25 protein-coding genes and 1 riboswitch are annotated in these 22,047 nt (G+C 50.1%); of the genes, 23 read left to right on the top strand and 2 right to left on the bottom strand.

The window, feature by feature from the left end; all coding sequences use genetic code 11:
- The first annotated feature begins 14 nt into the window (after nt 1–14).
- From deoB to ACTTK6_RS11100, 11 genes are all read left to right on the top strand, one after another.
- A complete protein-coding gene (deoB, locus tag ACTTK6_RS11050) occupies nt 15–1,208 on the top strand; it encodes a phosphopentomutase (protein WP_094908120.1) in 1,194 nt (397 codons plus the stop codon).
- Entirely contained in the window at nt 1,201–2,043 is an 843-nt protein-coding gene (locus tag ACTTK6_RS11055) for a purine-nucleoside phosphorylase (RefSeq protein ID WP_462833464.1), read from the top strand. The genes deoB and ACTTK6_RS11055 overlap by 8 nt, the downstream gene beginning before the upstream one ends.
- Nucleotides 2,044–2,859 (top strand): purine-nucleoside phosphorylase, encoded by an 816-nt coding sequence (locus tag ACTTK6_RS11060; protein ID WP_079476639.1) that lies wholly within the window; start codon nt 2,044–2,046, stop codon nt 2,857–2,859. It begins immediately after the preceding gene.
- Nucleotides 2,860–2,888: 29 nt separating this feature from the next.
- Nucleotides 2,889–4,190 carry a pyrimidine-nucleoside phosphorylase gene (locus ACTTK6_RS11065; RefSeq protein WP_462833465.1) on the top strand — a complete coding sequence of 434 codons (1,302 nt, stop codon included), beginning with the start codon at nt 2,889–2,891 and terminating at the stop codon, nt 4,188–4,190.
- 93 nt (nt 4,191–4,283) lie between these two features.
- Nucleotides 4,284–5,609 (top strand): diaminopimelate decarboxylase, encoded by a 1,326-nt coding sequence (lysA, locus tag ACTTK6_RS11070; protein WP_094908118.1) that lies wholly within the window; start codon nt 4,284–4,286, stop codon nt 5,607–5,609.
- Nucleotides 5,610–5,625: 16 nt separating this feature from the next.
- A complete protein-coding gene (locus ACTTK6_RS11075) occupies nt 5,626–6,063 on the top strand; it encodes a peptidylprolyl isomerase (protein WP_094908117.1) in 438 nt (145 codons plus the stop codon).
- A 74-nt stretch (nt 6,064–6,137) separates the two neighbouring features.
- A riboswitch (FMN riboswitch) is annotated at nt 6,138–6,287 on the top strand.
- 167 nt (nt 6,288–6,454) lie between these two features.
- Nucleotides 6,455–7,537, top strand: a complete 1,083-nt coding sequence (ribD, locus tag ACTTK6_RS11080) for a bifunctional diaminohydroxyphosphoribosylaminopyrimidine deaminase/5-amino-6-(5-phosphoribosylamino)uracil reductase RibD (RefSeq protein ID WP_462833466.1) — start codon at nt 6,455–6,457, stop codon at nt 7,535–7,537.
- Nucleotides 7,538–7,541: 4 nt separating this feature from the next.
- Nucleotides 7,542–8,141, top strand: coding sequence for a riboflavin synthase (locus ACTTK6_RS11085; protein WP_462833467.1), 600 nt, complete (start codon nt 7,542–7,544; stop codon nt 8,139–8,141).
- 30 nt (nt 8,142–8,171) lie between these two features.
- Nucleotides 8,172–9,380 carry a bifunctional 3,4-dihydroxy-2-butanone-4-phosphate synthase/GTP cyclohydrolase II gene (locus ACTTK6_RS11090; protein ID WP_079476634.1) on the top strand — a complete coding sequence of 403 codons (1,209 nt, stop codon included), beginning with the start codon at nt 8,172–8,174 and terminating at the stop codon, nt 9,378–9,380.
- A gap of 12 nt (nt 9,381–9,392) precedes the next feature.
- Nucleotides 9,393–9,866 carry a 6,7-dimethyl-8-ribityllumazine synthase gene (gene ribH / locus ACTTK6_RS11095; protein ID WP_079476633.1) on the top strand — a complete coding sequence of 158 codons (474 nt, stop codon included), beginning with the start codon at nt 9,393–9,395 and terminating at the stop codon, nt 9,864–9,866.
- 219 nt (nt 9,867–10,085) lie between these two features.
- The gene (locus ACTTK6_RS11100) at nt 10,086–10,463 is read left to right on the top strand and encodes a GNAT family N-acetyltransferase (protein ID WP_079476632.1); all 378 of its coding nucleotides are present in this window, start codon (nt 10,086–10,088) and stop codon (nt 10,461–10,463) included.
- Nucleotides 10,464–10,517: 54 nt separating this feature from the next.
- Here the strand turns inward: ACTTK6_RS11100 and ACTTK6_RS11105 are convergent, their stop codons facing one another.
- Entirely contained in the window at nt 10,518–11,048 is a 531-nt protein-coding gene (locus ACTTK6_RS11105) for a DUF309 domain-containing protein (RefSeq protein ID WP_079476631.1), read from the bottom strand.
- A gap of 134 nt (nt 11,049–11,182) precedes the next feature.
- Between ACTTK6_RS11105 and ACTTK6_RS11110 the strand changes: the two genes are divergently transcribed.
- The gene (locus ACTTK6_RS11110; RefSeq protein ID WP_462833468.1) at nt 11,183–11,923 is read left to right on the top strand and encodes a segregation/condensation protein A; all 741 of its coding nucleotides are present in this window, start codon (nt 11,183–11,185) and stop codon (nt 11,921–11,923) included.
- Entirely contained in the window at nt 11,920–12,492 is a 573-nt protein-coding gene (gene scpB / locus ACTTK6_RS11115; protein ID WP_079476629.1) for an SMC-Scp complex subunit ScpB, read from the top strand. The genes ACTTK6_RS11110 and scpB overlap by 4 nt, the downstream gene beginning before the upstream one ends.
- On the opposite strand, the gene ACTTK6_RS11120 is transcribed toward scpB, so the two are convergent.
- The gene (locus tag ACTTK6_RS11120; RefSeq protein ID WP_079476628.1) at nt 12,477–13,004 is read right to left on the bottom strand and encodes a hypothetical protein; all 528 of its coding nucleotides are present in this window, start codon (nt 13,002–13,004) and stop codon (nt 12,477–12,479) included. The two genes, scpB and ACTTK6_RS11120, sit on opposite strands and share 16 nt — an antisense overlap.
- A gap of 80 nt (nt 13,005–13,084) precedes the next feature.
- Between ACTTK6_RS11120 and ACTTK6_RS11125 the strand changes: the two genes are divergently transcribed.
- The 10 genes from ACTTK6_RS11125 to ACTTK6_RS11170 all read left to right on the top strand — a co-directional run bounded on the left by ACTTK6_RS11125 (nt 13,085) and on the right by ACTTK6_RS11170 (nt 22,018).
- On the top strand, nt 13,085–13,798 hold the full coding sequence (locus tag ACTTK6_RS11125; RefSeq protein ID WP_079476627.1) for a pseudouridine synthase: 714 nt from the start codon (nt 13,085–13,087) through the stop codon (nt 13,796–13,798).
- 92 nt (nt 13,799–13,890) lie between these two features.
- Complete coding sequence (locus tag ACTTK6_RS11130) at nt 13,891–14,610, top strand: response regulator transcription factor (protein WP_079476626.1); 720 nt, start codon at nt 13,891–13,893, stop codon at nt 14,608–14,610.
- Nucleotides 14,607–16,352: an ATP-binding protein gene (locus tag ACTTK6_RS11135; RefSeq protein WP_079476625.1), complete on the top strand. Its 1,746-nt coding sequence runs from the start codon at nt 14,607–14,609 to the stop codon at nt 16,350–16,352. Before ACTTK6_RS11130 ends, ACTTK6_RS11135 begins: the two co-directional genes overlap by 4 nt.
- A gap of 21 nt (nt 16,353–16,373) precedes the next feature.
- Complete coding sequence (locus tag ACTTK6_RS11140; protein WP_079476624.1) at nt 16,374–17,108, top strand: class I SAM-dependent methyltransferase; 735 nt, start codon at nt 16,374–16,376, stop codon at nt 17,106–17,108.
- A 19-nt stretch (nt 17,109–17,127) separates the two neighbouring features.
- Nucleotides 17,128–18,063 (top strand): ABC transporter substrate-binding protein, encoded by a 936-nt coding sequence (locus ACTTK6_RS11145; protein WP_462833469.1) that lies wholly within the window; start codon nt 17,128–17,130, stop codon nt 18,061–18,063.
- Nucleotides 18,044–19,087, top strand: coding sequence for a FecCD family ABC transporter permease (locus tag ACTTK6_RS11150; RefSeq protein ID WP_462833470.1), 1,044 nt, complete (start codon nt 18,044–18,046; stop codon nt 19,085–19,087). The genes ACTTK6_RS11145 and ACTTK6_RS11150 overlap by 20 nt, the downstream gene beginning before the upstream one ends.
- Nucleotides 19,087–20,415: an ABC transporter ATP-binding protein gene (locus tag ACTTK6_RS11155; protein WP_462833471.1), complete on the top strand. Its 1,329-nt coding sequence runs from the start codon at nt 19,087–19,089 to the stop codon at nt 20,413–20,415. The genes ACTTK6_RS11150 and ACTTK6_RS11155 overlap by 1 nt, the downstream gene beginning before the upstream one ends.
- A gap of 14 nt (nt 20,416–20,429) precedes the next feature.
- A complete protein-coding gene (locus ACTTK6_RS11160; RefSeq protein WP_079476620.1) occupies nt 20,430–21,017 on the top strand; it encodes a cob(I)yrinic acid a,c-diamide adenosyltransferase in 588 nt (195 codons plus the stop codon).
- Nucleotides 21,014–21,448 (top strand): hypothetical protein, encoded by a 435-nt coding sequence (locus ACTTK6_RS11165; protein WP_079476619.1) that lies wholly within the window; start codon nt 21,014–21,016, stop codon nt 21,446–21,448. The genes ACTTK6_RS11160 and ACTTK6_RS11165 overlap by 4 nt, the downstream gene beginning before the upstream one ends.
- A gap of 81 nt (nt 21,449–21,529) precedes the next feature.
- Nucleotides 21,530–22,018 (top strand): GNAT family N-acetyltransferase, encoded by a 489-nt coding sequence (locus ACTTK6_RS11170; protein WP_462833472.1) that lies wholly within the window; start codon nt 21,530–21,532, stop codon nt 22,016–22,018.
- Nucleotides 22,019–22,047: the final 29 nt, after the last annotated feature.

Below are 22,047 nucleotides of genomic sequence, written 5' to 3' on the forward strand. Positions count from 1 at the left end.
AAGGAGAGATAAAAATGGAAAACTACAAGTATCCACGCGTTTTTTTAGTTGTGATGGATTCCGTCGGCATCGGGGAAGCTCTGGATTCTGAAGAATACGGAGACAAAGGGGCCGACACCCTCGGCCATATCGCCCAGCATATGAACGGAATTAACATTCCCAATCTAGAGCGGCTTGGTCTTGGAAACATCCGGGAAATTCCAGGCGTGGAAGCGTCTGGAGCTCCGACAGCCTCGTATGGCTATATGGAAGAAATGTCTCGAAGCAAAGATACGATGACAGGCCACTGGGAAATCATGGGCCTCTATATTGATGAGCCGTTCCGCACATTTCCGGACGGCTTTCCAGCCGAGCTTTTGCAGCAGCTTGAACAGGAAACCGGACGGGGTGTGCTTGGAAACAAAGTAGCCTCCGGCACCGAGATTATTGAAGAACTTGGCGAGGAGCATCAACAAACCGGAAAGTTGATCGTTTACACCTCGGCGGACTCGGTACTCCAAATTGCCGCCCATGAAGACGAAGTGCCCATTGAAGAACTGTATGACATCTGTGAAAAAGCCCGGGCGATGACATACGAAGCGCCGTATATGATCGGGCGCGTTATAGCACGTCCTTTCAAAGGGTCCCCGGGTAATTATGAACGGACATCCAATCGCCACGACTACGCGCTTAAGCCGTTTGGCCGCACGGTCATGAACGACCTTGAAGACGCTGGCTTTGATAGTATTGCTATTGGAAAGATCAGCGATATTTATGACGGGGAGGGTGTGACGGAGTCGATCCGGACCTCCTCCAATATGGATGGGATGGATCGCGTAACGGAAACAGCGCAGAAGTCGTTTACCGGGCTCAGCTTTTTGAATCTGGTGGATTTTGATGCCAAGTTCGGCCACCGCCGTGATCCGCAGGGGTACGGAGAAGCACTCGAAGAATTTGACGCCCGGCTTCCGGAGCTGCTGGAAGCGATGCATGAGGATGACCTTCTGCTTATTACTGCCGACCACGGAAATGATCCTGTCCATCACGGAACCGATCATACCCGTGAAATCGTGCCGCTGCTTGCTTACAGTAAAAGCACCGGTCCTGCTCCGCTTGGAGCCCGGAAAACGTTTGCTGATATCGGTGCGACGATAGCGGATAACTTCCGGCTGTCGATGCCGCAGTATGGCACAAGCTTTTTGCAGCAATTAAAAAGGAAGGGTGAATAATTTGAGTATCCAGCAGCAAACCAAAGAAGCAGTTCAATATATTCAATCCAATATCTCCACTGTGCCATCGACCGGCCTTGTGCTCGGTTCAGGTCTGGGCGTGCTTGCCGACGAGATCAAAAACCCGGTTGTTTTAAAATATGAAGACATTCCCGGCTTTCCCGTTTCTACGGTGGAGGGACACGCGGGCCAGCTTGTGTTTGGTGAACTTGAAGGCATGCAGGTCGCAGCGATGCAGGGGCGTTTTCATTACTACGAAGGGTATTCCCTACAGGAAGTGACTTTTCCAATCCGCGTAATGAATGCGCTCGGTGTCAAACGGCTTCTTGTCACTAACGCTGCCGGCGGCGTAAATCATGACTTTGAACCGGGCGATTTAATGATTATTGATGATCACATCAACTGGCTTGGTGCTAACCCGCTCATCGGAGAAAACGATGCAGAGCTTGGTCCGCGCTTTCCGGATATGAGTTCAGCGTACTCGAAAGGGCTCGCGAAAATTGCCGATGAGGCGGCCCTGTCGTTAAACATTCGTATTCAGCGGGGCACCTACATGGCAAATACCGGACCGGCCTATGAAACCCCTGCAGAAGTTCGCATGGCAAGGGTGCTTGGGGCGGACGCCGTTGGGATGTCCACGGTGCCGGAAGTGATCGTTGCCGTTCACGGCGGGATGGAAGTGCTCGGTATTTCCTGCATTTCAAACCTGGCTGCCGGCATGCTTGACCAGCCGTTAAGCCACGAAGAAGTTATGGATACAACATCAAAGGTCCAGGAAGATTTCTTGAAATTAATGAAAGAAACCCTCCGGCGGATCGCACAGGAGGACGCCTGAATGGATGCTGTAAAAACACAGGAAGCAAAGGATTATATCCAGTCGAAATACAGTGCAGCTCCTGAGGTCGGCATGATTCTTGGCTCCGGGCTCGGTGGTCTGGCTGACGATATTGAAGCAGGCACCGTTATTCCGTACGAAGATATTCCGCATTTTCCTGTTTCCACAGTAGAAGGTCATGCAGGACGTCTTGTACTTGGAAAGCTTGAAGGCAAAACCGTTGTAGCGATGCAGGGCCGTTTTCACTACTATGAAGGCTATTCGATGCAGGATGTGACGTTTCCGGTCCGGGTGATGAAAGCGCTTGGCGCCGAATTTTTGTTTGTTACTAATGCGTGCGGCGGAATGCAGTCATCGTTTCGCCCAGGAGACTTAATGGTTATTGAAGACCACATCAACTTTACCGGAAGCAGTCCGCTGATAGGCCCGAACGACAGCAGTCTCGGTCCGCGCTTTCCGGATATGAGCCAGGCGTATGATCCGGTACTTCGCGGTAAGGCATTTCAGGCCGCTGAAGCTCTTGAAATTGATTTAAAACGCGGTGTCTACGGCGGCATCAGCGGGCCGAACTTCCTGAGCCGGGCAGAGCTCATTTTGCTTCGGAACGTCGGCGCTGACGTGGTGGGCATGTCTACGGTGCCAGAAGTGATTGTGGCCCAGCATGCCGGCCTGCGAGTCCTCGGTGTTTCATGTATTACTGATATGGCCATCGGCGAAGAAATCGTCAGCATTTCCCACGAAGAAGTGATGGAAACGGCAGCCAGAACCAAACCAATTTTTATTTCTCTAATGAAAGAAATTGTTAAAAATACGTAATCAATAGCAATGTGTAAAGGGGCCATACTATGAGAATGGTGGATATTATCGCCAAAAAACGAGACGGAAAAGAACTGAGTGAGGAAGAAATCCGCTGGTTTGTGGAGTCTTACAGCAGCGGCGAGGTGCCGGATTACCAGGCCTCAGCGTTTGCGATGGCAATTTACTTTCAGGACATGACCCAGAAGGAATCCGCCGCGCTTACTTACGCGATGGCAGAGTCCGGCGACCAGCTTGACCTGTCGGCGATTGAAGGTATCAAGGTGGACAAGCACTCCACCGGCGGCGTCGGCGACAAAACGACGTTGATTATTGGGCCGATTGTAGCAGCCTGCGGCGTTCCCGTAGCGAAAATGTCCGGGCGCGGGCTCGGCCATACCGGCGGTACAATTGATAAGCTTGAAAGCTTCCGTGGATTTGAAACAGAGATTCCTAAGGAAGAATTCGTCAATCTTGTTAACGAGCATAAAATTGCAGTCGCAGGACAAAGCGGCAATTTGACGCCGGCAGACAAAAAGCTGTACGCGCTTCGCGATGTGACGGCTACCGTAAATTCCATCCCAATGATTGCAAGCTCGGTAATGAGCAAAAAAATCGCAGCCGGGGCAGATGCGATTGTGCTGGACGTGAAGGCAGGCTCGGGAGCTTTTATGAAAGAGGTGGAGGATGCCAAGCGTCTGGCAGAAGCGATGGTGGAGATCGGGCAGTCCCTGGACCGTAAAACGATGGCAGTTATCTCCAACATGGATCAGCCGCTCGGCCGGACCGTCGGGAACGCCCTCGAAGTTAAAGAAGCAATTGAAACCCTGCAGGGCGACGGACCGGAAGACCTTCATGAGCTGAGCGTCAAGCTTTCTTCCTACATGCTTGTTGCAGGCGGGAAAGCCGACTCACTCGAGCAGGCGGAAAAAATGGTGCTTCAGGTGATTAAAAACGGCGAAGCACTTGAAAAGATGAAAGCGTTCGTGGAAAACCAGCACGGCGACGCCGCCGCTGTAGACAACCCGGATAGCCTTGCCGCTGCTGAACACCGTGTCGAAGTGAAAGCAAAAGCTTCCGGCTACGTGCATGGCATTGAAGCTGAAGAAATCGGCGTAAGTGCGATGCTTCTCGGAGCGGGCAGGGCCACCAAAGATGACGTGCTTGATTATAGTGTGGGCATTGAACTTACGAAGAAAATCGGTGATGTTGTGCAAAAGGGCGATACGATAGCTATTATGCATGTTAATGACCAGGACAGCACCGAAAGTGCAGAAAAAATTTCCCAGGCATTTACAATTTCAGAAGCTGCTGTTGAAAAGCCAGTCCTCATTTATGAAACCGTGCAGTAATTGTACGGTTTCTTTACTTGCATAAAGCTTTTGTCTTTTTCAGAAGCGTGCTAAAATAAACGGACGAGGAGGAGAAACGAAGGGGAGAATAATATGCAGCTTCATGGAACGCACCATATAAATGAACACGGCCACCTGGAGATTGGCGGAGTGGACACGGTTAATATAAAGCATGAATACGGGAGCCCGGTTTACGTGTATGATGTCGCTTTAATGCGTGAGCGGGCCCGGGGGTTTCAGCAAGCTTTTGAAGATAACGGGATAACGTATCAGGTTGCCTATGCGAGCAAAGCATTCAGTTGCGTCGCAATGTCCCAGCTTGCGAAGGAAATGGGACTCAGTTTGGATGTGGTTTCCGGTGGAGAGCTGATGACGGCGTCAAAAGCCGGTTTTCCGATGGAAAAAGTGCATTTTCACGGTAATAATAAAAGCGAAGCAGAAATCGCCCTTGCTATTGAGCTCGGCATCGGCTGTTTTGTGATCGATAATTTTCATGAGATTCATTTGATTGAACAGCAGGCGGCGAAGCAGCAGACCCATGTGGAAGCGTTGATCCGGACCACTCCGGGTATCGAGGCGCATACACATGAGTACATTTCCACCGGGCAGGAGGATTCAAAGTTCGGCTTTGATCTCACCTCCGGCCAGGCAGATCAGGCCATTTACCGTCTCCAGCAGAGTCCGTCCATCAATATAAAGGGCGTGCATTGCCATATTGGCTCACAGATTTTTGAAACGAGCGGTTTTACCATGGCTATCAAAAAACTGTTCGATCAGTTTGTGCACTGGCAGGAGCACCTTCATTTCACGCCGGAGGTGCTGAACTGCGGTGGTGGCTTTGGGATCCGCTACGTGGAAGGAGACGAGCCGCTCGCGCCGGAGCAGTACGTTCAGGACATGATTCAGTCGGTTAAACAGGAAGCGCTGCGGACCGGCATGGACGTGCCAGAAATCTGGATCGAACCAGGAAGGTCCATCAGTGGCGATGCCGGCACAACCTTATATGACGTAGGTTCGAAAAAAGACATTCCAGGGGTCCGCCGGTACATTTCAGTGGATGGCGGCATGTCGGATAACATTCGTCCGGCGCTTTATCAGGCAGAGTATGAAGGCATTCTTGCCAACCGCGGCCATGAAAAAGCTGATGATACGTTTTCGGTTGCCGGCAAGCTTTGTGAAAGCGGCGATATGTTGATTTGGAACCTGCCGCTTCCAGAAGTGAGAACCAATGATACATTGGCGGTTTTTTGTACTGGAGCCTACGGGTATTCTATGGCCAACAATTACAACCGCCTCCCGCGTCCGCCAGTCGTTTTTGCCGAAGACGGAGAATCACACCTGGTGGTCCGCGGAGAAACGTACGAAGACATTCTTCAGTACGACCTATCTTACGTACCGGCAAAAGCAAAAACCAAATAAAAAGGAGTAGAGAGAAATGAAAAAAGGCAAAATCGCATTTGAAAACGGAGAAACAGTAACATTGGAATTTTTCCCGGAGGATGCACCGGGAACAGTGAAAAACTTTGAAAGCCTGGCAAATGAAGGTTTTTACGATGGGCTCACGTTCCACCGCGTTATTCCGGGCTTTGTCGCCCAGGGGGGGTGCCCGAACAACCGCGGCGATGGCGGCCCGGGGTATACAATCCCGTGTGAAACGGAGGGCAATCCACGCACCCACGAAAGAGGCTATTTGTCGATGGCTCACGCTGGAAAAGACACAGGCGGCAGCCAGTTCTTTATTCTGTTCGACCAACAGCCGCACCTAAACGGTGTACATACGGTATTTGGCCGTGTGACAGACAATATGGACCAGGTGGACCGGATCCAGGCGCAGGATGTTATGAAGGAAGTACGTGTCTGGGACGAAGCATAAGCTGAATGTTTTGACGGATAAATAAGAAAGTAATAAAATGTATTTTAACTTCATACGGTACGTTGATAGTGATCAACATCCTTCGGGGTCGGGTGCAAGTCCCAACCGACGGTGATAAAGCGAATGCTTTTCAGTCCGTGACCCGGTAAGCGCCAAAGGCGTGGACGGTGGATTCAGTGCAACTCTGAAGCCGACAGTAATAGTCTGGATGGGAGAAGGAAAACCGTATTCGAAAAAATTCTGTTTTTCTGTCTGCCGCCGCAAGGTTCGTGCGACAAGAATAGGAGATTATTTTGGATACGTATGTGTAAAAGCCCCCGGATGTTTATCCGGGGGCTTTTTATTTTTGTAATCAATGAAAACAGGTGAACACCAAAGGAGGTCCGGCCATATGGATCATACATGGATGCATACAGCGCTTGAACTGGCACGCTCGACAGAAGGGCAAACTTACCCGAATCCGATGGTCGGTGCCGTCGTCGTTAAAGAGGGAAGAATCGTTGGGATGGGGGCGCACCTTCGCTCTGGTGAAGCACATGCAGAAGTACATGCCCTTGACATGGCAGGGAACAAAACTGAAGGGGCGACGATCTATGTCACTCTCGAACCCTGCAGCCATTACGGCCGAACCCCGCCGTGTGCTAAGCAGATTATTGAAGCGGGAATAGCCAGGGTCGTGGTAGCGGCGACAGACCCCAACCCGCTTGTAGCTGGAAATGGCATACAGATGATGAAAGACGCTGGTCTTGAAGTCGTCACCGGAGTGAAGCAGGAAGAAGCAGCCTATTTAAATCGGAAGTTTTTTCATTTTATTGAGTCCGGCCGCCCTTATGTCACTGCCAAAACAGCTTCTTCTCTGGATGGCAAAACGGCTACTGCAACAGGAGAAAGCCAGTGGATCACAGGGGAAGAAGCCCGGGAGGACGTCCATAAGGAACGGCGCCGGTGCGACGGCATATTGGTCGGCATCGGCACTGTGTTAAGCGATGATCCATCCCTTACGGCCCGGGTGCCGGAAACGGGAGTGACACCGGCGCGGGTAGTACTTGACAGCGCACTTCGTATGCCGGAGAACAGCCGGATGCTGAAGGACGGAGCAGCTCCGGTCTATATCCTTACGAATGAGCCGGCCGACACTGAAAAGACGCGCCGCCTCGAAGAAGCGGGGGCTGAAGTGATACCAGTCGCTTCCGGCGTGAAAAATATCTCCGCGGTACTGGATGTACTCGGAGAAACGAAAATCGTCTCATTATTTGTGGAAGGAGGGGCCGGCGTTCTCGGGTCCTTTCTGGAAGCTGAAATGATTCAGGAATATTTAATGTACGTAGCGCCGATGGTGATTGGCGGGGAAAATGCACCCGGAGTATACCAGGGAAGCGGTATTTCGACACTTCAGGAGGCCCGGGCATTTTCACTGATAAAAGAAGAGACATTCGGGCAGGACCGAAAATATACGCTGCAGGCCGGGGAGTGAAAGCATGTTTACGGGAATTGTAGAAGCGACAGGAACAGTGTCAAAAATGACGCAACAGGAAAATTTAATTCAGCTGGAGCTTGAGAGTGATTTGGATATGAATAGTACCCGGATTGGCGACAGCATCGCGGTGAACGGCATCTGCCTGACGGCCACGGCTAAAAAAGGCCAGCGGGTATACGTGGATGTTATGGCTGAAACGCTCAAGCATACGAGCCTAAAGCATATGGAAGAAGGCACGCGCGTAAACCTGGAGCTTGCGATGCAGGCCGGTGGACGGTTTGGCGGGCATTTTGTACAGGGGCATGTAGATGCCACTGGAACCATTGCTTCCATTGAAGAAGAAGAAAACATGATTTATGTTCATGTCCAGACACCAAAGGAGCAGCTTCGTTATATGACCAATAAGGGCTCCGTCACGGTCGACGGTATCAGCCTGACGATTTTCGGGGTGGATGATGAAAAAGAAACATTTACTCTTTCGATTATTCCGCATACCTGGCAGGTAACCAACCTGTCGGCAAAACAGGCCGGTGATCTGGTCAATATCGAATGCGATATGCTTGCTAAATATACAGAACGTTTGTTGACTGCAGAAAAATAAAACCTTTGCAAAGAAAGTAGGAACGATACCATGGAGGAACGACGCTGGTTTGACCCCATTGAAGAAGCGATAGACGAACTGAGAAACGGGCAGGTGGTGATCGTTTGTGATGACGAAGACCGGGAGAATGAAGGAGACTTTGTCGCCCTGTCAGAAAATATTGATGCCCAAACTATTAATTTTATGATTACGCACGGTCGCGGCCTCGTGTGCACGCCGATCACAGAAGAGCAGGCGGAGCTCCTGCAGCTTCAGCCAATGGCTGATCAGAATACCGATCCGCACGGCACTGCTTTTACGGTGAGCGTTGACCATGTATCGTCCAAAACCGGCATCAGTGCTTCCGAGCGTGCGCTGACAATTCAGCAATTGGCCAACCAGACCGCAGAACCGGGAGATTTTCAGCGTCCGGGCCATGTGTTTCCACTGATAGCAAAGGAAGGCGGGGTGCTGCAGCGGGCCGGCCACACGGAAGCTGCGATAGACCTTGCTCGGCTTTCCGGAAAGACGCCTTCAGGCACGATTTGTGAAATTACGAGAGAAGACGGGGAAATGGCCAGGGTGCCGGAATTGCGCGAAATCGCCGACCGGTTCGGCTTAAAAATGGTAACGATTAAAGATTTAATCAGCTACCGGCGCCATCGTGAAAAATTAGTGAAGCGGGAGGCGGACACGAGTCTTCCGACCGAATTCGGTGATTTTCGTGCGCTCGGTTTCACCTCGTCTATAGATGGTAAAGAAATGATGGCGCTGGTGAAAGGGAAGATCGATCCGGAGGAAGAAACGCTGGTGAGGGTGCATTCGGAATGCCTGACCGGGGATGTATTCGGTTCGAAGCGCTGTGACTGCGGGCCGCAGCTGCAAGCAGCTTTGATGCAGATTGAAAAAGAGGGGAAAGGCGTGCTGCTCTATATGCGCCAGGAAGGGCGCGGCATTGGCCTGATTAATAAATTGAAAGCATATGAACTGCAGGAAGCCGGCTACGATACGGTGGAAGCAAACAAAAAACTTGGCTTTCCGGACGATCTGCGCGAATATGGGATCGGTGCCCAGGTGCTCCGGGATATTGGAGTTGGCAAAATGAAGCTTCTTACAAACAATCCCAGAAAAATCACGGGCATTTCCGGCTATGGCCTTGAAGTGACACAGCGAATTGCGATACAGCTGCCATTGCAGGAGGAAAACGAGAAATACATGCGCACGAAGTTTCAAAAATTGGGACACATGCTTCATTTTTAGGAGGAATATACAATGGGAAATACTATTGAAGGAAACGTAAACGGCAGTGGACAAAAAATAGCGATCGTCGTAGCACGGTTTAATGAATTCATTAACAAACAGCTGCTCGAAGGAGCAGAAAGTACGCTTACCCGCAGTGGGCTGAAGGAAGAAGATATAGATATCATCTGGGTGCCGGGGGCATTTGAAATTCCTTTCGCTGCCCAGCAGGCAGCCAAAACGAAAAAATACGACGCTATTGTGGCAATTGGGACCGTCATACGCGGTGCAACGCCGCATTTTGACTATGTTAGCAGTGAATCAGCCAAGGGAGTCGCGAATGTTTCCCTGCAGGAACAGCTTCCGGTAATCAATGGCATCATTACTGTTGAATCCATTGAGCAGGCGATCGAGCGGGCCGGTACGAAAGCCGGGAACAAAGGCTCGGAAGCGGCTATGGGTGCAGTGGAAATGGCCAATCTTGCAAAAAATATCCGTATGGAGTAGAATGAATCACACGGTTTAAAGCCGTGTGATTCTTTTGTGATTGAGTACATGCGCATGAGCAGGGATGAGCGGCTTTCAGTTATAAATACCTATATTCCTCTTGCATTTCTGCCCAAAAGCGTGTATGGTCAATGGTGAATTTAGATACCGGTTTGCGTAAATTATGGAAATGAAGACAAATTTGTCTGAAATTCTGATTACAAAGAGGGATAATTGGCTATGTTGATTAAGTATAAACAATCCTATAAAAAGATAGCGATGGGGCTTCTTTCGTACATGCCGGAAGAAAAAGATGTGAAAAAGCTTCAGGAAACAGTCCAGCAGTATGAAGAAATGGATGACTGGCAGCTGTTTATGTGGAAAGAAGAAGATGACATTGTTGGCGTCGTTGGTCTGCGCTATACCGAAAACGGCACAGCAGAGCTTCGCCATGTGTGCGTAAATCCATCCTATCGGGATGAAGGAATTGGCAAAAAAATGGTACAGGCTGTCCGGGGGCGGCTCGATCAGGACCTGAGTGCCAGTAAAGAAACAGTCCAGTTCCTGCAGGTATGTGATGAACACCAAAAAGATATTCTTGAAAATGAAGTGAACTAATATTACCCGCCGGTAAACGGCGGGTTTTTTTATGGAAAGGTACAGAGGGGAGAATCATGGGTGACGGCTCCGGCGCTGCTTGGCCCGGATACGGAGCTGTTTGTCGCGTTCATGAACGATATCCGAACGGTCCCGAAGCACGTGTTTGTGTACAAGGTCCGTATCTTCAAGCGGCGATGCCTGAAGCCACCGCATATTTTTCTGTTCACACAAACGCTGGCACTGGGCTTCTAGCCCGGAATCCATAATTGGTAGATTCATGTCCTGGTACGGCTCTCCGAGGTGGTCGAGCTGCTTCTGGATACGAAGCGCCAGTCTTTCAGCATCAAGCCCGAGTTCCTGCAGCCGGAGAGGCAGTGGTTCGAGAATCGAGAAGGCGTTCCGAAGACACTTTGAAGCGCCGGTAAGATTTCCCCTCCGCTCGTGATACAGGCCGACAGCGATCTGGATCAGGCCGGGCCATACAGGATCGCGTTTTCCGGAAGGGGTTTCTTTCCAGTGGTCTTCGAGTATTTCGTGGCATTCAAAGTAGTCGCGGGTGCAGTGAAATTCGACAAGAAATAGAATGTAGGCGTCCGGATACATACAGTAATTTCTCCTTTTAAAAATTATTGATGAAACTGATTGTATCAAAAACAGGCGGGGAAAACGCATGCTCTGCTTACAGCGGATATGATATACTTGCAACAGCACTCAACAAGTGATGAAGGATGAGAACTATGTCCGAGCAGTATAAAGTAAAAATTGATCAATTTGAAGGTCCGCTCGATGTGCTGCTCCATTTTGTCCAGCAGGCGAAGATGGATATCCAGGATATTCCGCTGGCTGCAATTACGGATCAGTATTTGCAGTACGTGCGCACTATGCAGGAGCTCGAGCTTGACGTAGCGGGAGAATATCTCGTAATGGCCGCAACGCTTCTGCAGATCAAAAGCCAGACCTTACTGCCTGTGACAGTGGATGAGGATACCTGGATGGAGGAAGAAGATCCAAAAGAACAGCTGATTGAGCAGCTTGAAGAATACAAGCGCTACAAAGAAGCAGCCGGAAAACTGCAGCACCGGGAGCAGGAACAGCAGCAGGTGTACAAAAAGCCGCTCAGTGAATGGAGCACCGATGATGCAAGGGAAGAAGGTCTTCCAGATGGGCTGACGGTATACGACATGGTTGCAGCATTCCAGAAAATGAAAGAACGGGCGAAAAATGCCCACCCGCCCCAGGCCACCGTCCGGGCAGATGAGTACTCGGTAGAAGAGCGAATGACGGAAGTAATGGAAGAACTCGAACGACTTGAAGGCTGTTCATTTTACCAGCTGTTCGCAGAAACGAGAACCAGGCCTCAGATGGTCGTAACTTTTCTCGCTCTGCTTGAGCTGATGAAACAAAAACAGATTCGCTGCGAGCAGGCGAATAACTTTGATGATATAACGATTCAACAGGCAGAAAAGGTGAAGGCATGAAACGGGAAAGAACGATTGAGGGCACACTCGAAGCCTTGCTTTATATTAGTGGAGATGAGGGTTTGCAAGCCAAACAGGCCGCCGGAGCACTGGGCATAGAAACGGAGGCCGCCTTTGAATACTTAACCTCCTTAAAGGAAGATTGGGCAGAGCGGGAAGGCGGCCTGCAGATCACTCAGGCAGAGAATACGTTTTTCTTTGCAACGGTGCCGGAAGCAGCCGGAGCGATTGAGCATTTCAGTGAGCAGCAGAACCGGCAGACGCTCAGTCAGGCGGCGCTCGAGACACTTGCGATTATTGCTTACAATCAGCCGGTGCTGCGAGCAGATATCGATCAGGTGCGCGGAGTGAAGTCGGACCGGGCGCTGCAGACTCTGCTGACCAAAGGGCTCGTAAAAGAATTTGAACGGACACAGAAGCCGGGAAGGCCAATGTCTTTTATAACGACCACCCGCTTTTTAGAGTATTTTGGGCTCGAAACCCTGGAGGAACTGCCGCCGCTTGGAGAGGAAGAGCAAGTAGAACAGGCGGATTTGTTTTTCCGGGAGCTGTATCAAGATGAAGAATAAGTAAACAGCGCTGATAAGCGCTCTGCTTCCTGGTACAGCGACTTCGTGGCGGCGTGGACAGTTTCCCAACTGTCAGCGCCGTTTTGTACGTTTGATAAAAACACGGTTTTCCATCCATTCCCGCCCGTCTTCCAGTATGTATTGAGATACAGATGGTAGTGCTGAAAAAACTGCCGCAGGTTCTCCGCTTCGCTGGGAGAAAAAGCGATATTCAGCTGTTCCCCTGAAAGCCGTATCGCGTGTTCGGATTCTCGGAGAGCCCGGGGGTGAGGAGATTTAAGCTGTTGAAACAAGGCGTCTTTCACCGTCATAAACTGGATGTAGATCTCTTGCTCGACGGAGGCAGTATAGGCCTGTGACCGGGCGGATTCCGTTTCGGTTTCGAGACGACTTACCCGCTGCTCTATCTCTCTGAGCCGCCTGCCTGTGCGGCGAATACGGGCAGTGGTGCCGACAGCTGTTCCGGCAAGAAGCAGCAAAGCTGTATAAAGAATCAAAAAATGAAATGTCATGTGGAACGCTCCTTTCTCCGTATTGTAGCGGAAGCAGGAAGAAAATAAAATAAGCAGAAGAAACTCTAGGAGGCCCATTTATGGAAAGACTACAAAAAGTGATTGCCCAGGCTGGCATCACTTCAAGAAGAAAAGCAGAAGATTATATTACCGATGGCCGGGTGAAAGTGAACGGCAAAACAGTTAAAGAGCTCGGCAGTAAAGTTGGTATGAATGACCAAGTGGAGGTGGACGGCATTCCTCTTACGAAGGAAGAACCAGTGTATTATTTGCTGTACAAGCCGAAGCAGGTGATCTCGGCAGTAGCAGATGATAAAAACCGCAAAGTGGTTACCGATTTCTTTCCGGAAGTGAAAGCACGTATTTTTCCCGTCGGCCGGCTGGATTATGATACATCCGGTCTGCTGCTTTTAACCAACGACGGTGAATTTGCCAATAAAATGATGCACCCAAAAAGTAACGTGAAAAAGACGTATATTGCGAAAGTGACCGGGAAGCCGTCAGCAGAAAAGCTGCAGCTGCTTCGCCATGGCGTTGAGCTTGATGGGGTAAAAACGGCTCCGGCGAAAGTAAATGTTAAGTCGGCTAATAAAAAAGGCAACAGCTCGATTATTGAAATTGTTATTCATGAAGGAAGAAATCATCAGATTCGCCGTATGTTTGAAAAAATCGGTCATCCGGTAGAAAAACTGAAGCGCGAACGCTATGGCATGCTAGATCTGCTCGGAATGAACCCGGGAGAGACACGCCCGCTGAAGCCAAAAGAAGTCAAACAGCTCAAAGACCTGGCCTAAAAGTTCATTAATGTTTCAGTTCTGCCGCTTGGAATCTTGACCTGGCGGTGGGTAAAATGAATGTATAAGCTTTGCAGACAGGAGAGGATTTCATGGATCAGCAGACAACAATACTAGTCGTAGACGATGAAGCGAGGATCCGCCGGCTCATCCGAATGTACTTGGAACGCGAAGACTTTGTGATCGAAGAAGCGGAAAACGGGGAAGATGCCCTCGCGATGGCTTTGGAAAAGGACTACGACGTCATCCTGCTCGATTTAATGCTTCCTGGCATGGACGGCGAGGAAGTATGTGAACAGCTACGCGAAACGAAAGCGACCCCGGTGATTATGCTGACGGCTAAAGGAGAAGAGTCCAACCGGGTGCAGGGGTTTGAAGTAGGGGCAGACGATTATATCGTTAAGCCATTCAGTCCGCGTGAAGTGACGCTGCGTGTAAAAGCACTGCTGCGGCGCTCTTCTTCCACCAAATATATGAAGCCGGAAGCTTCTGCCAATGAAGTGCTGGTTTTCCCGCATTTAACTATTGATAATGATGCCCACCGGGTAACAGTGGATAATAAAATTATCGGCCTCACACCGAAGGAATATGAGCTGTTGCTGTACCTGGCCCAATCTCCGGACAAAGTATTTTCGCGGGAGCAGCTTCTGAAAGACGTATGGAAATATGATTTCTTTGGAGACCTTCGAACGGTGGACACCCATGTGAAGCGTCTGCGTGAAAAACTGAATAAGGTTTCTGAAGATGCCGCAGACATGATCGCGACGGTCTGGGGCGTTGGATATAAGTTCGAGGTGGAACAGAAGCAATGATCTGGCGCAGCGTCGTCGGAAAACTTTGGCTGACGATACTGGGACTCTTAACAGTGGTGCTGCTAATTCTTACCATCCTGCTGCTTCAGTTTTTCGAACAGTTTAATATTTCGGAAGCGGAAACCCAGTTAACCAACAATGCTGAGATTATTGCTACATCGCTGCAGGAAGAGAATTCCCCGGAAAGTTCGCAGCCAGTCATTGATCAAATTGCCGGCACATATAATTCCGAAGTGATGGTATTTATCGATGATAATCTCTGGTACGGCTCAGGAGAAGGAGAAGGGCTGGCGGCTTCGGATATTCAGGATAGCAGTGAGCTTGGCAGTGTCTCTGGAGCAAGGGAGCAGGTGACGGTTCACGACACCTTTTCCACCGACAGCGGCGAAGACGAAATTTTTGTTGTGGGTGAGCCGTTTACGACAAGCGATGGCCGGGAGGGCGAAGTGTATGTGTATCAGTCGCTCTCGGTTATTGAAGAAACGACGGGGGAAACAAAGCAGATTATCCTGCTTTCGGCCGGCATTGCTATTATTTTAACGACCGTTTTTGCGTTTTTTCTGAGCACACGTATCACAGCCCCGCTTCGGAAAATGAGGGAGCTCGCTCTCAATGTGCTCAAGGGAGACTTTGAATCCAAGGTTCCTGTAGTCAGCAACGATGAAATCGGGCAGCTCGGTAACGCCTTTAACCGGATGCGCCGGGAGCTGTCGCAGAATCTGACAGCCTTGAATCAGGAGAAAGAGCAGCTCAGCCGCATTTTGCACAGTATGGCTGATGGCGTAATCACGTTTGACCGGGGAGGAACTATGGTATTAACCAATCCTCCGGCGGACTATTTCATTCGTTTAAATCGGCTCGAAGAGAAGCAGGAAGCTCGTGCCATTCCAGTCGAACTGACGAGTCTGTTTGAAAAAGCGGTAGAGACAGAAATGGAGCAGCTTGATGAGTTCGAGGTGCAGGGCCGGAGTTTTGCCGTGCTTGTCACCCCGCTTTACGGAAACGAGGATGTGCGCGGGGCAGTAGCTGTAGTCAGGGACATGACAGAAGAACGCCGGCACGATAAGCTGCGCAAGGACTTTATTGCCAATGTCTCCCACGAGTTGAGGACACCCATCAGCATGCTCCAGGGCTACAGTGAAGCAATTGTAGATGATATCGCAGCGTCAGAGGAAGAGAAGAAAGAGATTGGGCGCATCATTTATGATGAATCGCTGCGGATGGGGCGCCTGGTGAATGAACTGCTTGACCTTGCCCGGATGGAGGCCGGGTACCTGAAGCTTGAAAAAGAAGAGGAGGAGGTTACCTCCTTCTTTCAGCGGGTGGAGCGGAAATTCCAGGGACTTGCCGAAGAATCTGAGGTACAGCTTGTTCTGGACCTGCACGCCCCGGAAAAATACGCCTATATTGATGTTGACCGGGTAGAGCAGATTCTAACAAACCTGGTCCATAATGCGATACGCCATACAGAGGCAGGGGGAGCCATCACTATCCGGGCTGTAAACGGCGAATCACTGCATATGGAAGTCAGCGATACAGGCAGCGGTATATCGAAAGAAGATCTGCCTTATGTGTTTGAACGCTTTTATAAAGCGGATAAAGCGAGAACACGGGGTAAGGGCGGCACCGGACTCGGCCTTGCCATTGTCAAAAATATTGTCGATGCCCATCAGGGCGCCATTGTAGCAGAAAGTGAGCAGGAAAAAGGGACGACATTTTATATTGATCTGCCGAATAAGTAAAGACCAGAGGAGCGGTTAAGCATGAAAGCTTGGTACGAAGAACACTTTCAGGAAGATTATTTGCGAGTGTACGACCACCGTGATGAAACAAAAGCAGCCAGTGAACTGACAGCGTTGATGGAAAAAATTCCGCTCACTCCCGGTGCGAAAGCTATTGATTTATGCTGCGGCAATGGACGCCATGCGCGTTGGCTGGCAAGAAAAGGTGTAGATGTTACCGGCATCGATCTGTCGCCGGCGCTGCTGAAAAAAGCAATTGAGCTGACGAACGGGCTGCCGGTGCAGTACCAGCGGGGGGATATCCGCAACGTGCATATTAGGAAGGAATACGACCTGGCTTTTAATTTATTTACAAGCTTTGGTTATTTCCCGGACGACGAAGAAAATGAATTAATATTTCAACAGGCGGCTTCTGCATTAAAGCCGGGTGGCTGGTTTGTTTTTGATTACCTGAACCCCGAGTATATCAAGCAGCATATCGTCCCCCGGGATGAAACGGTGAAAGATGGGCTGAAAATTTATCAGGAGCGGAGCATCCAGGATGAATTTATCGTAAAGCGAATCAGTATTGTAGAAGGGGATTCCACCAGAAGATATATGGAGAAAGTGAAAATGTATCAGGAAAGCCAGCTGCGAAGCATGATGGAAGCGCACGGCCTGCAGATTCATGCGTTTTACGGCGATTATGATGCTTCTCCTTTTCAACTCCAAACTTCCCCGAGGCAGATATTTATCGCCCAGCTTGCAGAACAATAAGCAGGAAGGAAGAACATGGATGAAAATTAAAGCACTGATGATAATACCGGCAGCAGGGACACTTGCTGCCTGCAGCACTGATGGGGAAAGCGGTAACGACGGCAGCAGTAATGAAAACACAGAGGCCATTGAAGTTACGGATGCTTCCGGGGAAACAATCACACTTGACGAGGCGCCGGACGAGATTGTCAGTTTGATGCCGAGCAATACAGAAATTGTTTATGAGCTGGGGGCACTCAACAAAATCGAAGCAAGAACCGACGCGGATACATATCCGGAGGAAGTGACAGACATCGAAAGCGTAGGTTCGGGTCTTGAGCCAAATATTGAAGAGATTATTGCCATGGATCCGGATATGGTGCTCGCACACGCTTCCTCCGGCATTGAAGATTCTCTATCCCAGGTGGAGGAAGCGGGTATTCCAGTCATTACCGTACCGGACGCCCAGTCGTTTGACGCTGTGTACGACAGCATCGAATTAATTGGCACCGCTATCGGAGAGGAAGAAGAAGCCGAGGAAGTCATCGGTGAAATGAAAAAAGACGTATCAGACGTAAAGAAGGCGACCGAAGAAGCAGAATCCAGCCAGGAGGTGTATGTGGAAGTAGGTGCATCTCCTGACCTGTATACCGCGGGGAGCGGAACGTTTATTGATGAAATGCTGTCGGCGGTTCATGCAGAAAATGCTGCCAGCGAATTGGAAGGCTGGTCGATGGTGAGCGAAGAAGAAATTATTGATGCCTCTCCAGATGTCATTTTAACGACGTACCCTACAGAGAAAGAACCGCTGGAGATGATTGGTTCAAGAGAAGGCTGGGAGACTGTTCCTGCAGTAGAAAACGACGAAGTATACGCATTGAGCAGCGATAAAGTGAGCCGCCCGGGCCCGCGTCTTACTGAGGGGCTGGAGGAAATGGCGGAAAGAATTCATCCGGATGCGATGGCTGAAAAATAATTACACAAGTGCCTATCTCCTAATGGTCGGAGCATTTACCGGGGTGCTTCTTCTCGCTGTTTCGATGGGGAGTGTAGCGGTGCCTCTTTCTATAAGCACCAAAGCGGTGTTAGTCCAGGTATTTCCGTTTCTCCCTTTTTCACTTGAAACAACGGCTGGCGCTGAAGCGATTATTCAGGAGGTGCGGCTGCCGCGTGTACTCCTGGCGGCAGCGGTAGGAGGGGCGCTGGGACTCGCCGGGGCTGTCTTTCAGGGACTGCTTCGAAACCCGCTTGCCGATCCTTACACGCTTGGTGTGTCCTCAGGCTCTTCGCTCGGAGCGGTCGCCGTATTGTATTTTGGCTGGCAGCTGCCTTTGCTTGGCAGTTTTACGCTGCCGGTGGTGAGTATTATCTGCGGTTTTTTGACGCTTGCTGTTCTGTTGCTTTTTGTTTATTCCGTGGAACGCACCGTGCGGACCGAGACCATGATTCTTGCTGGTATTATTATCACCTCATTTCTCAGCGCATTTATGTCTTTATTGATTGCGTTCAGCGGAGAAGAACTCCGGCAGATTATTCAGTGGCTTCTTGGGAGCGTGAGCCGCAGAGGATGGGATTATCTTAGGCTGATCGTTCCGTGCCTTCTGGCAGGAGCACTGCTGCTTTCACAGGCGCGCGCCCTTAATGCATTTGCGTTTGGCGAGGACAGCGCTTCCTCGGTAGGGGTGAATGTACCGAGGACAAGGATGCTGCTTCTCGCCGGCGCGTCAGTACTGACAGGCGGAGCGGTTGCTGTTTCAGGTACCATTGGGTTTGTAGGACTTGTGATTCCGCATATGATCCGGCTTTTGTGGGGTCCGGACCATAAACATCTGCTGCCATTATCCTTTGGTGGCGGGGCAGTTTTTTTAATGCTTGCGGATTTAATTGCACGCACAGTTGCTGCTCCGGTGGAGGTGCCTGTCGGGGTGATTACGGCACTGGCCGGGGCGCCTGTGTTTGCACTGCTCCTATTTCATCAGCGAAGAAGGAGGTGGCAGTAATGTCGGAAGTTCAAGTCGAAAATATAACTGCAGGTTACGGGAAAAGCAGCACGGTAGTCGACCGGGTTTCCTTTATGGCCGGGGCGGGAGAAATGATTGGCGTTGTCGGTCCGAACGGCAGTGGAAAGTCCACACTGCTCCGCGTGATGGCCGGCCTGCATGAGGCATGGTCGGGAAGTATTCAGTATAAAGATAAACCTCTGAACTCGTTCACTTCTTCCGAACGAGCTAAGACTGTCGCCTACCTGCCGCAGTTTGATGAATTAACGGCGGCCTATTCGGCCCGCCAGGTCGTAGAAATGGGAAGATACGCCTATCAAAAAAGCTGGTGGCCGGCAGCAAATAATAAAAAAGATGAACAAGTGATTCAGAATGCTATGCGACAAATGCACGTCTGGACCAAAAGATTCCATTCGTTCCACGCATTAAGCGGGGGCGAAAAACAGCGGGTACTGCTCGCAAGACTGCTGGCACAGGAACCGGAATGTCTTCTGCTCGATGAGCCGACCAACCATCTGGATATTCACTATCGTATTGAGCTGTTGAATTACATCCGCAGCTGGGCTTCGGAACAAAACCGAACTGTGATAGTTGTGATGCACGATATTCAGGCGGCCGCTCTTTACTGCGACCGGGTGTTGATGCTTTCGGAGGGCAGGGTGGAAGCGTTCGATGAACCGGCGGCTGTTTTTGACGAACGCCGGCTTTCGGAAGTGTACCAGGCTGATATTCGTGTCAGTCTGCAGCATGAAATAAAAGCACCAGCCGTGTACTGGCGCCCTCCCAAGCAGGAAGACAATATTTTGAATGTCCCGCTGTCATGGTCAGAAACACCGGATCAATGCCAGGCGGTTTCGAGCGTAACATTAAATGTGTATGCTCCTTCGTTAAAAAAGCTGGTTTACGGCACCGTGTTATCAGTGGATAAAATAAATGGAGAGCTGCATATTTTCGAGGATGGACTGAGGAGGCGGTCAGCTCACATCATTCAATTTTCGCCGGGGATGCGCATATGGAAAAAAAGCTCTGGCCCCCGGGAGGCTGTGTTTGGGGCTGGGCGGTCGTGCTTTTTGTGGCTCCATATGGCAGAAGGGTGGCCGGCCCAGGAAATTTCAGCCTTGCAGCTGTACATACAGCGGAAAGCATTTGAATGGATGTATTACCATACAAATACCGGGCTTTCCCTCCGGGCGCTGGAAGAGATCATGGTGACAGCACCAGTAAAAAAGAATGAAACATTTTCGGAAGAACAGTTACATTGGCACTACCTTCACATCGGAGAATTGATAGAATCATTGTTAGATGACTACAATTCGGATTCCGGATAGAAAGGGTGAAAAACATGAAGCTGTACACGAGGCAGGGAGACCGCGGTGATACCTCCGTGGTGGGCGGAAAAAGAAACAAAGGTGATGCACGGATTGAAGCGTTTGGAAGCTTTGAAGAAGTAAACGCATTGATTGGTAAAGCGGCATTGTTGGCGGCGGAGGAAAAAAGCGGGAGGGATCTGCAGACAGATCTTGAGCGTATTCAGCATGAATTATTTGACTGTGGCAGTGATGTCGCTGACATAAGGGCAGAGGCGGTACGCAAAGTTGATAATTCCACCGTGGTATGGCTTGAAAACCGAATTGATGAGTACACGGAAGAAGCACCGCCACTGCAAAAATTTATTCTTCCGGGCGGAACGCCGCTGTCAGCAGAGCTTCACCTTGCCCGCACTGTATGCCGGCGGGCCGAGCGGGAGCTTGTACGGGCAGGAGAAAATGAAGATGTGCCCGTCCCGGTTCTTATGTATGTGAACCGTCTGTCGGACTACTTGTTTAGTGCCGCAAGAATTGCCAATAGCCGCGCAGGAAAAACAGATGTTGAATATGAACGAAGTGCGAAGGTATTCACTACTGAGAAGGAGAGGGAGAACAAGCAATGAAGCAGCTTTCGGCCCGGACTATTCAAACCCAGCTGAGTGGAGAGGATATTTTCATTGATGTCGGACTGCTCCGCTGGCTGAACGAGCAGTCCGGATCTGTAGCACGGGATAACTGGCTGCTGGAGGCATGTTTGTTTTTTCTGATCCGAATAAGGGTTCACGAACGTATCCGGCTCGATGAGGACGGTCATATCCACCGGCGCTTCTGGAAAGTCATGGAGAAGTCTTTAAGATTAGAAAGGCACGGCAAGCATACAAAAACGAAAAATATTTTTATCTACTGCTTTTTAGAGCAGATGGCCATGCAAAAGCAGTGGATTCAAAAGGACGGAAAGCATGCGTTTATTACCCGGAGAGGCGATGACTATTTGAAAGAAAACCGTGAGAAACAGCTTAATGAGCTGCTTGGCTATTTGTGGCCGAAATCATGAAAAAGCTAAAAATGGCGGGCTGCGGCCCGTCCTTTTTGCTATCATTAACGCAAAAGGACTTGTTCTGGGAGGTATTTTCTTATGTTGATCATCTATCAACGTTTAAAGAACAATGAGAACAGTCTGAAACAAATGAGGAAACTAAACGAGCTTTACGCAGAAGTATTTGAAGAAGAAGAGATGTATACGGGAAATAAACCTTCGGAGGCGTACCTTTTAAAGCAGCTCTCAAACGAGAGTACGATCATTTGTACAGCTGTCCTGGGCGAACAGGTGGTGGCCGGTCTCACGGCCTACGTCATGAACAAGCTGGAAGAGGAAACGTGTGAAATCTACGTTTATGACCTCGCCGTAGATGTTAAATTCCGCAGACGGAAAATTGCGACGAACCTATTAGGGTTTCTACTGGAAGAAGCTAAAAACCTTGATGCATCCGCTGTTTTCATTCAGGCTGACCAGGAGGATGCGCCAGCCGTGGCACTATATGAATCAATGGGCGAGCGGGAGGACGTCTATCATTTTGATATTTATTTAAAAAAGGATAAAAGGCAGGGAAGGCAAGGCACATAAAAAAAGACGCCCCCGCAGGCACGTCTTTT

It is taken from the genome of Marinococcus salis, assembly GCF_054971365.1.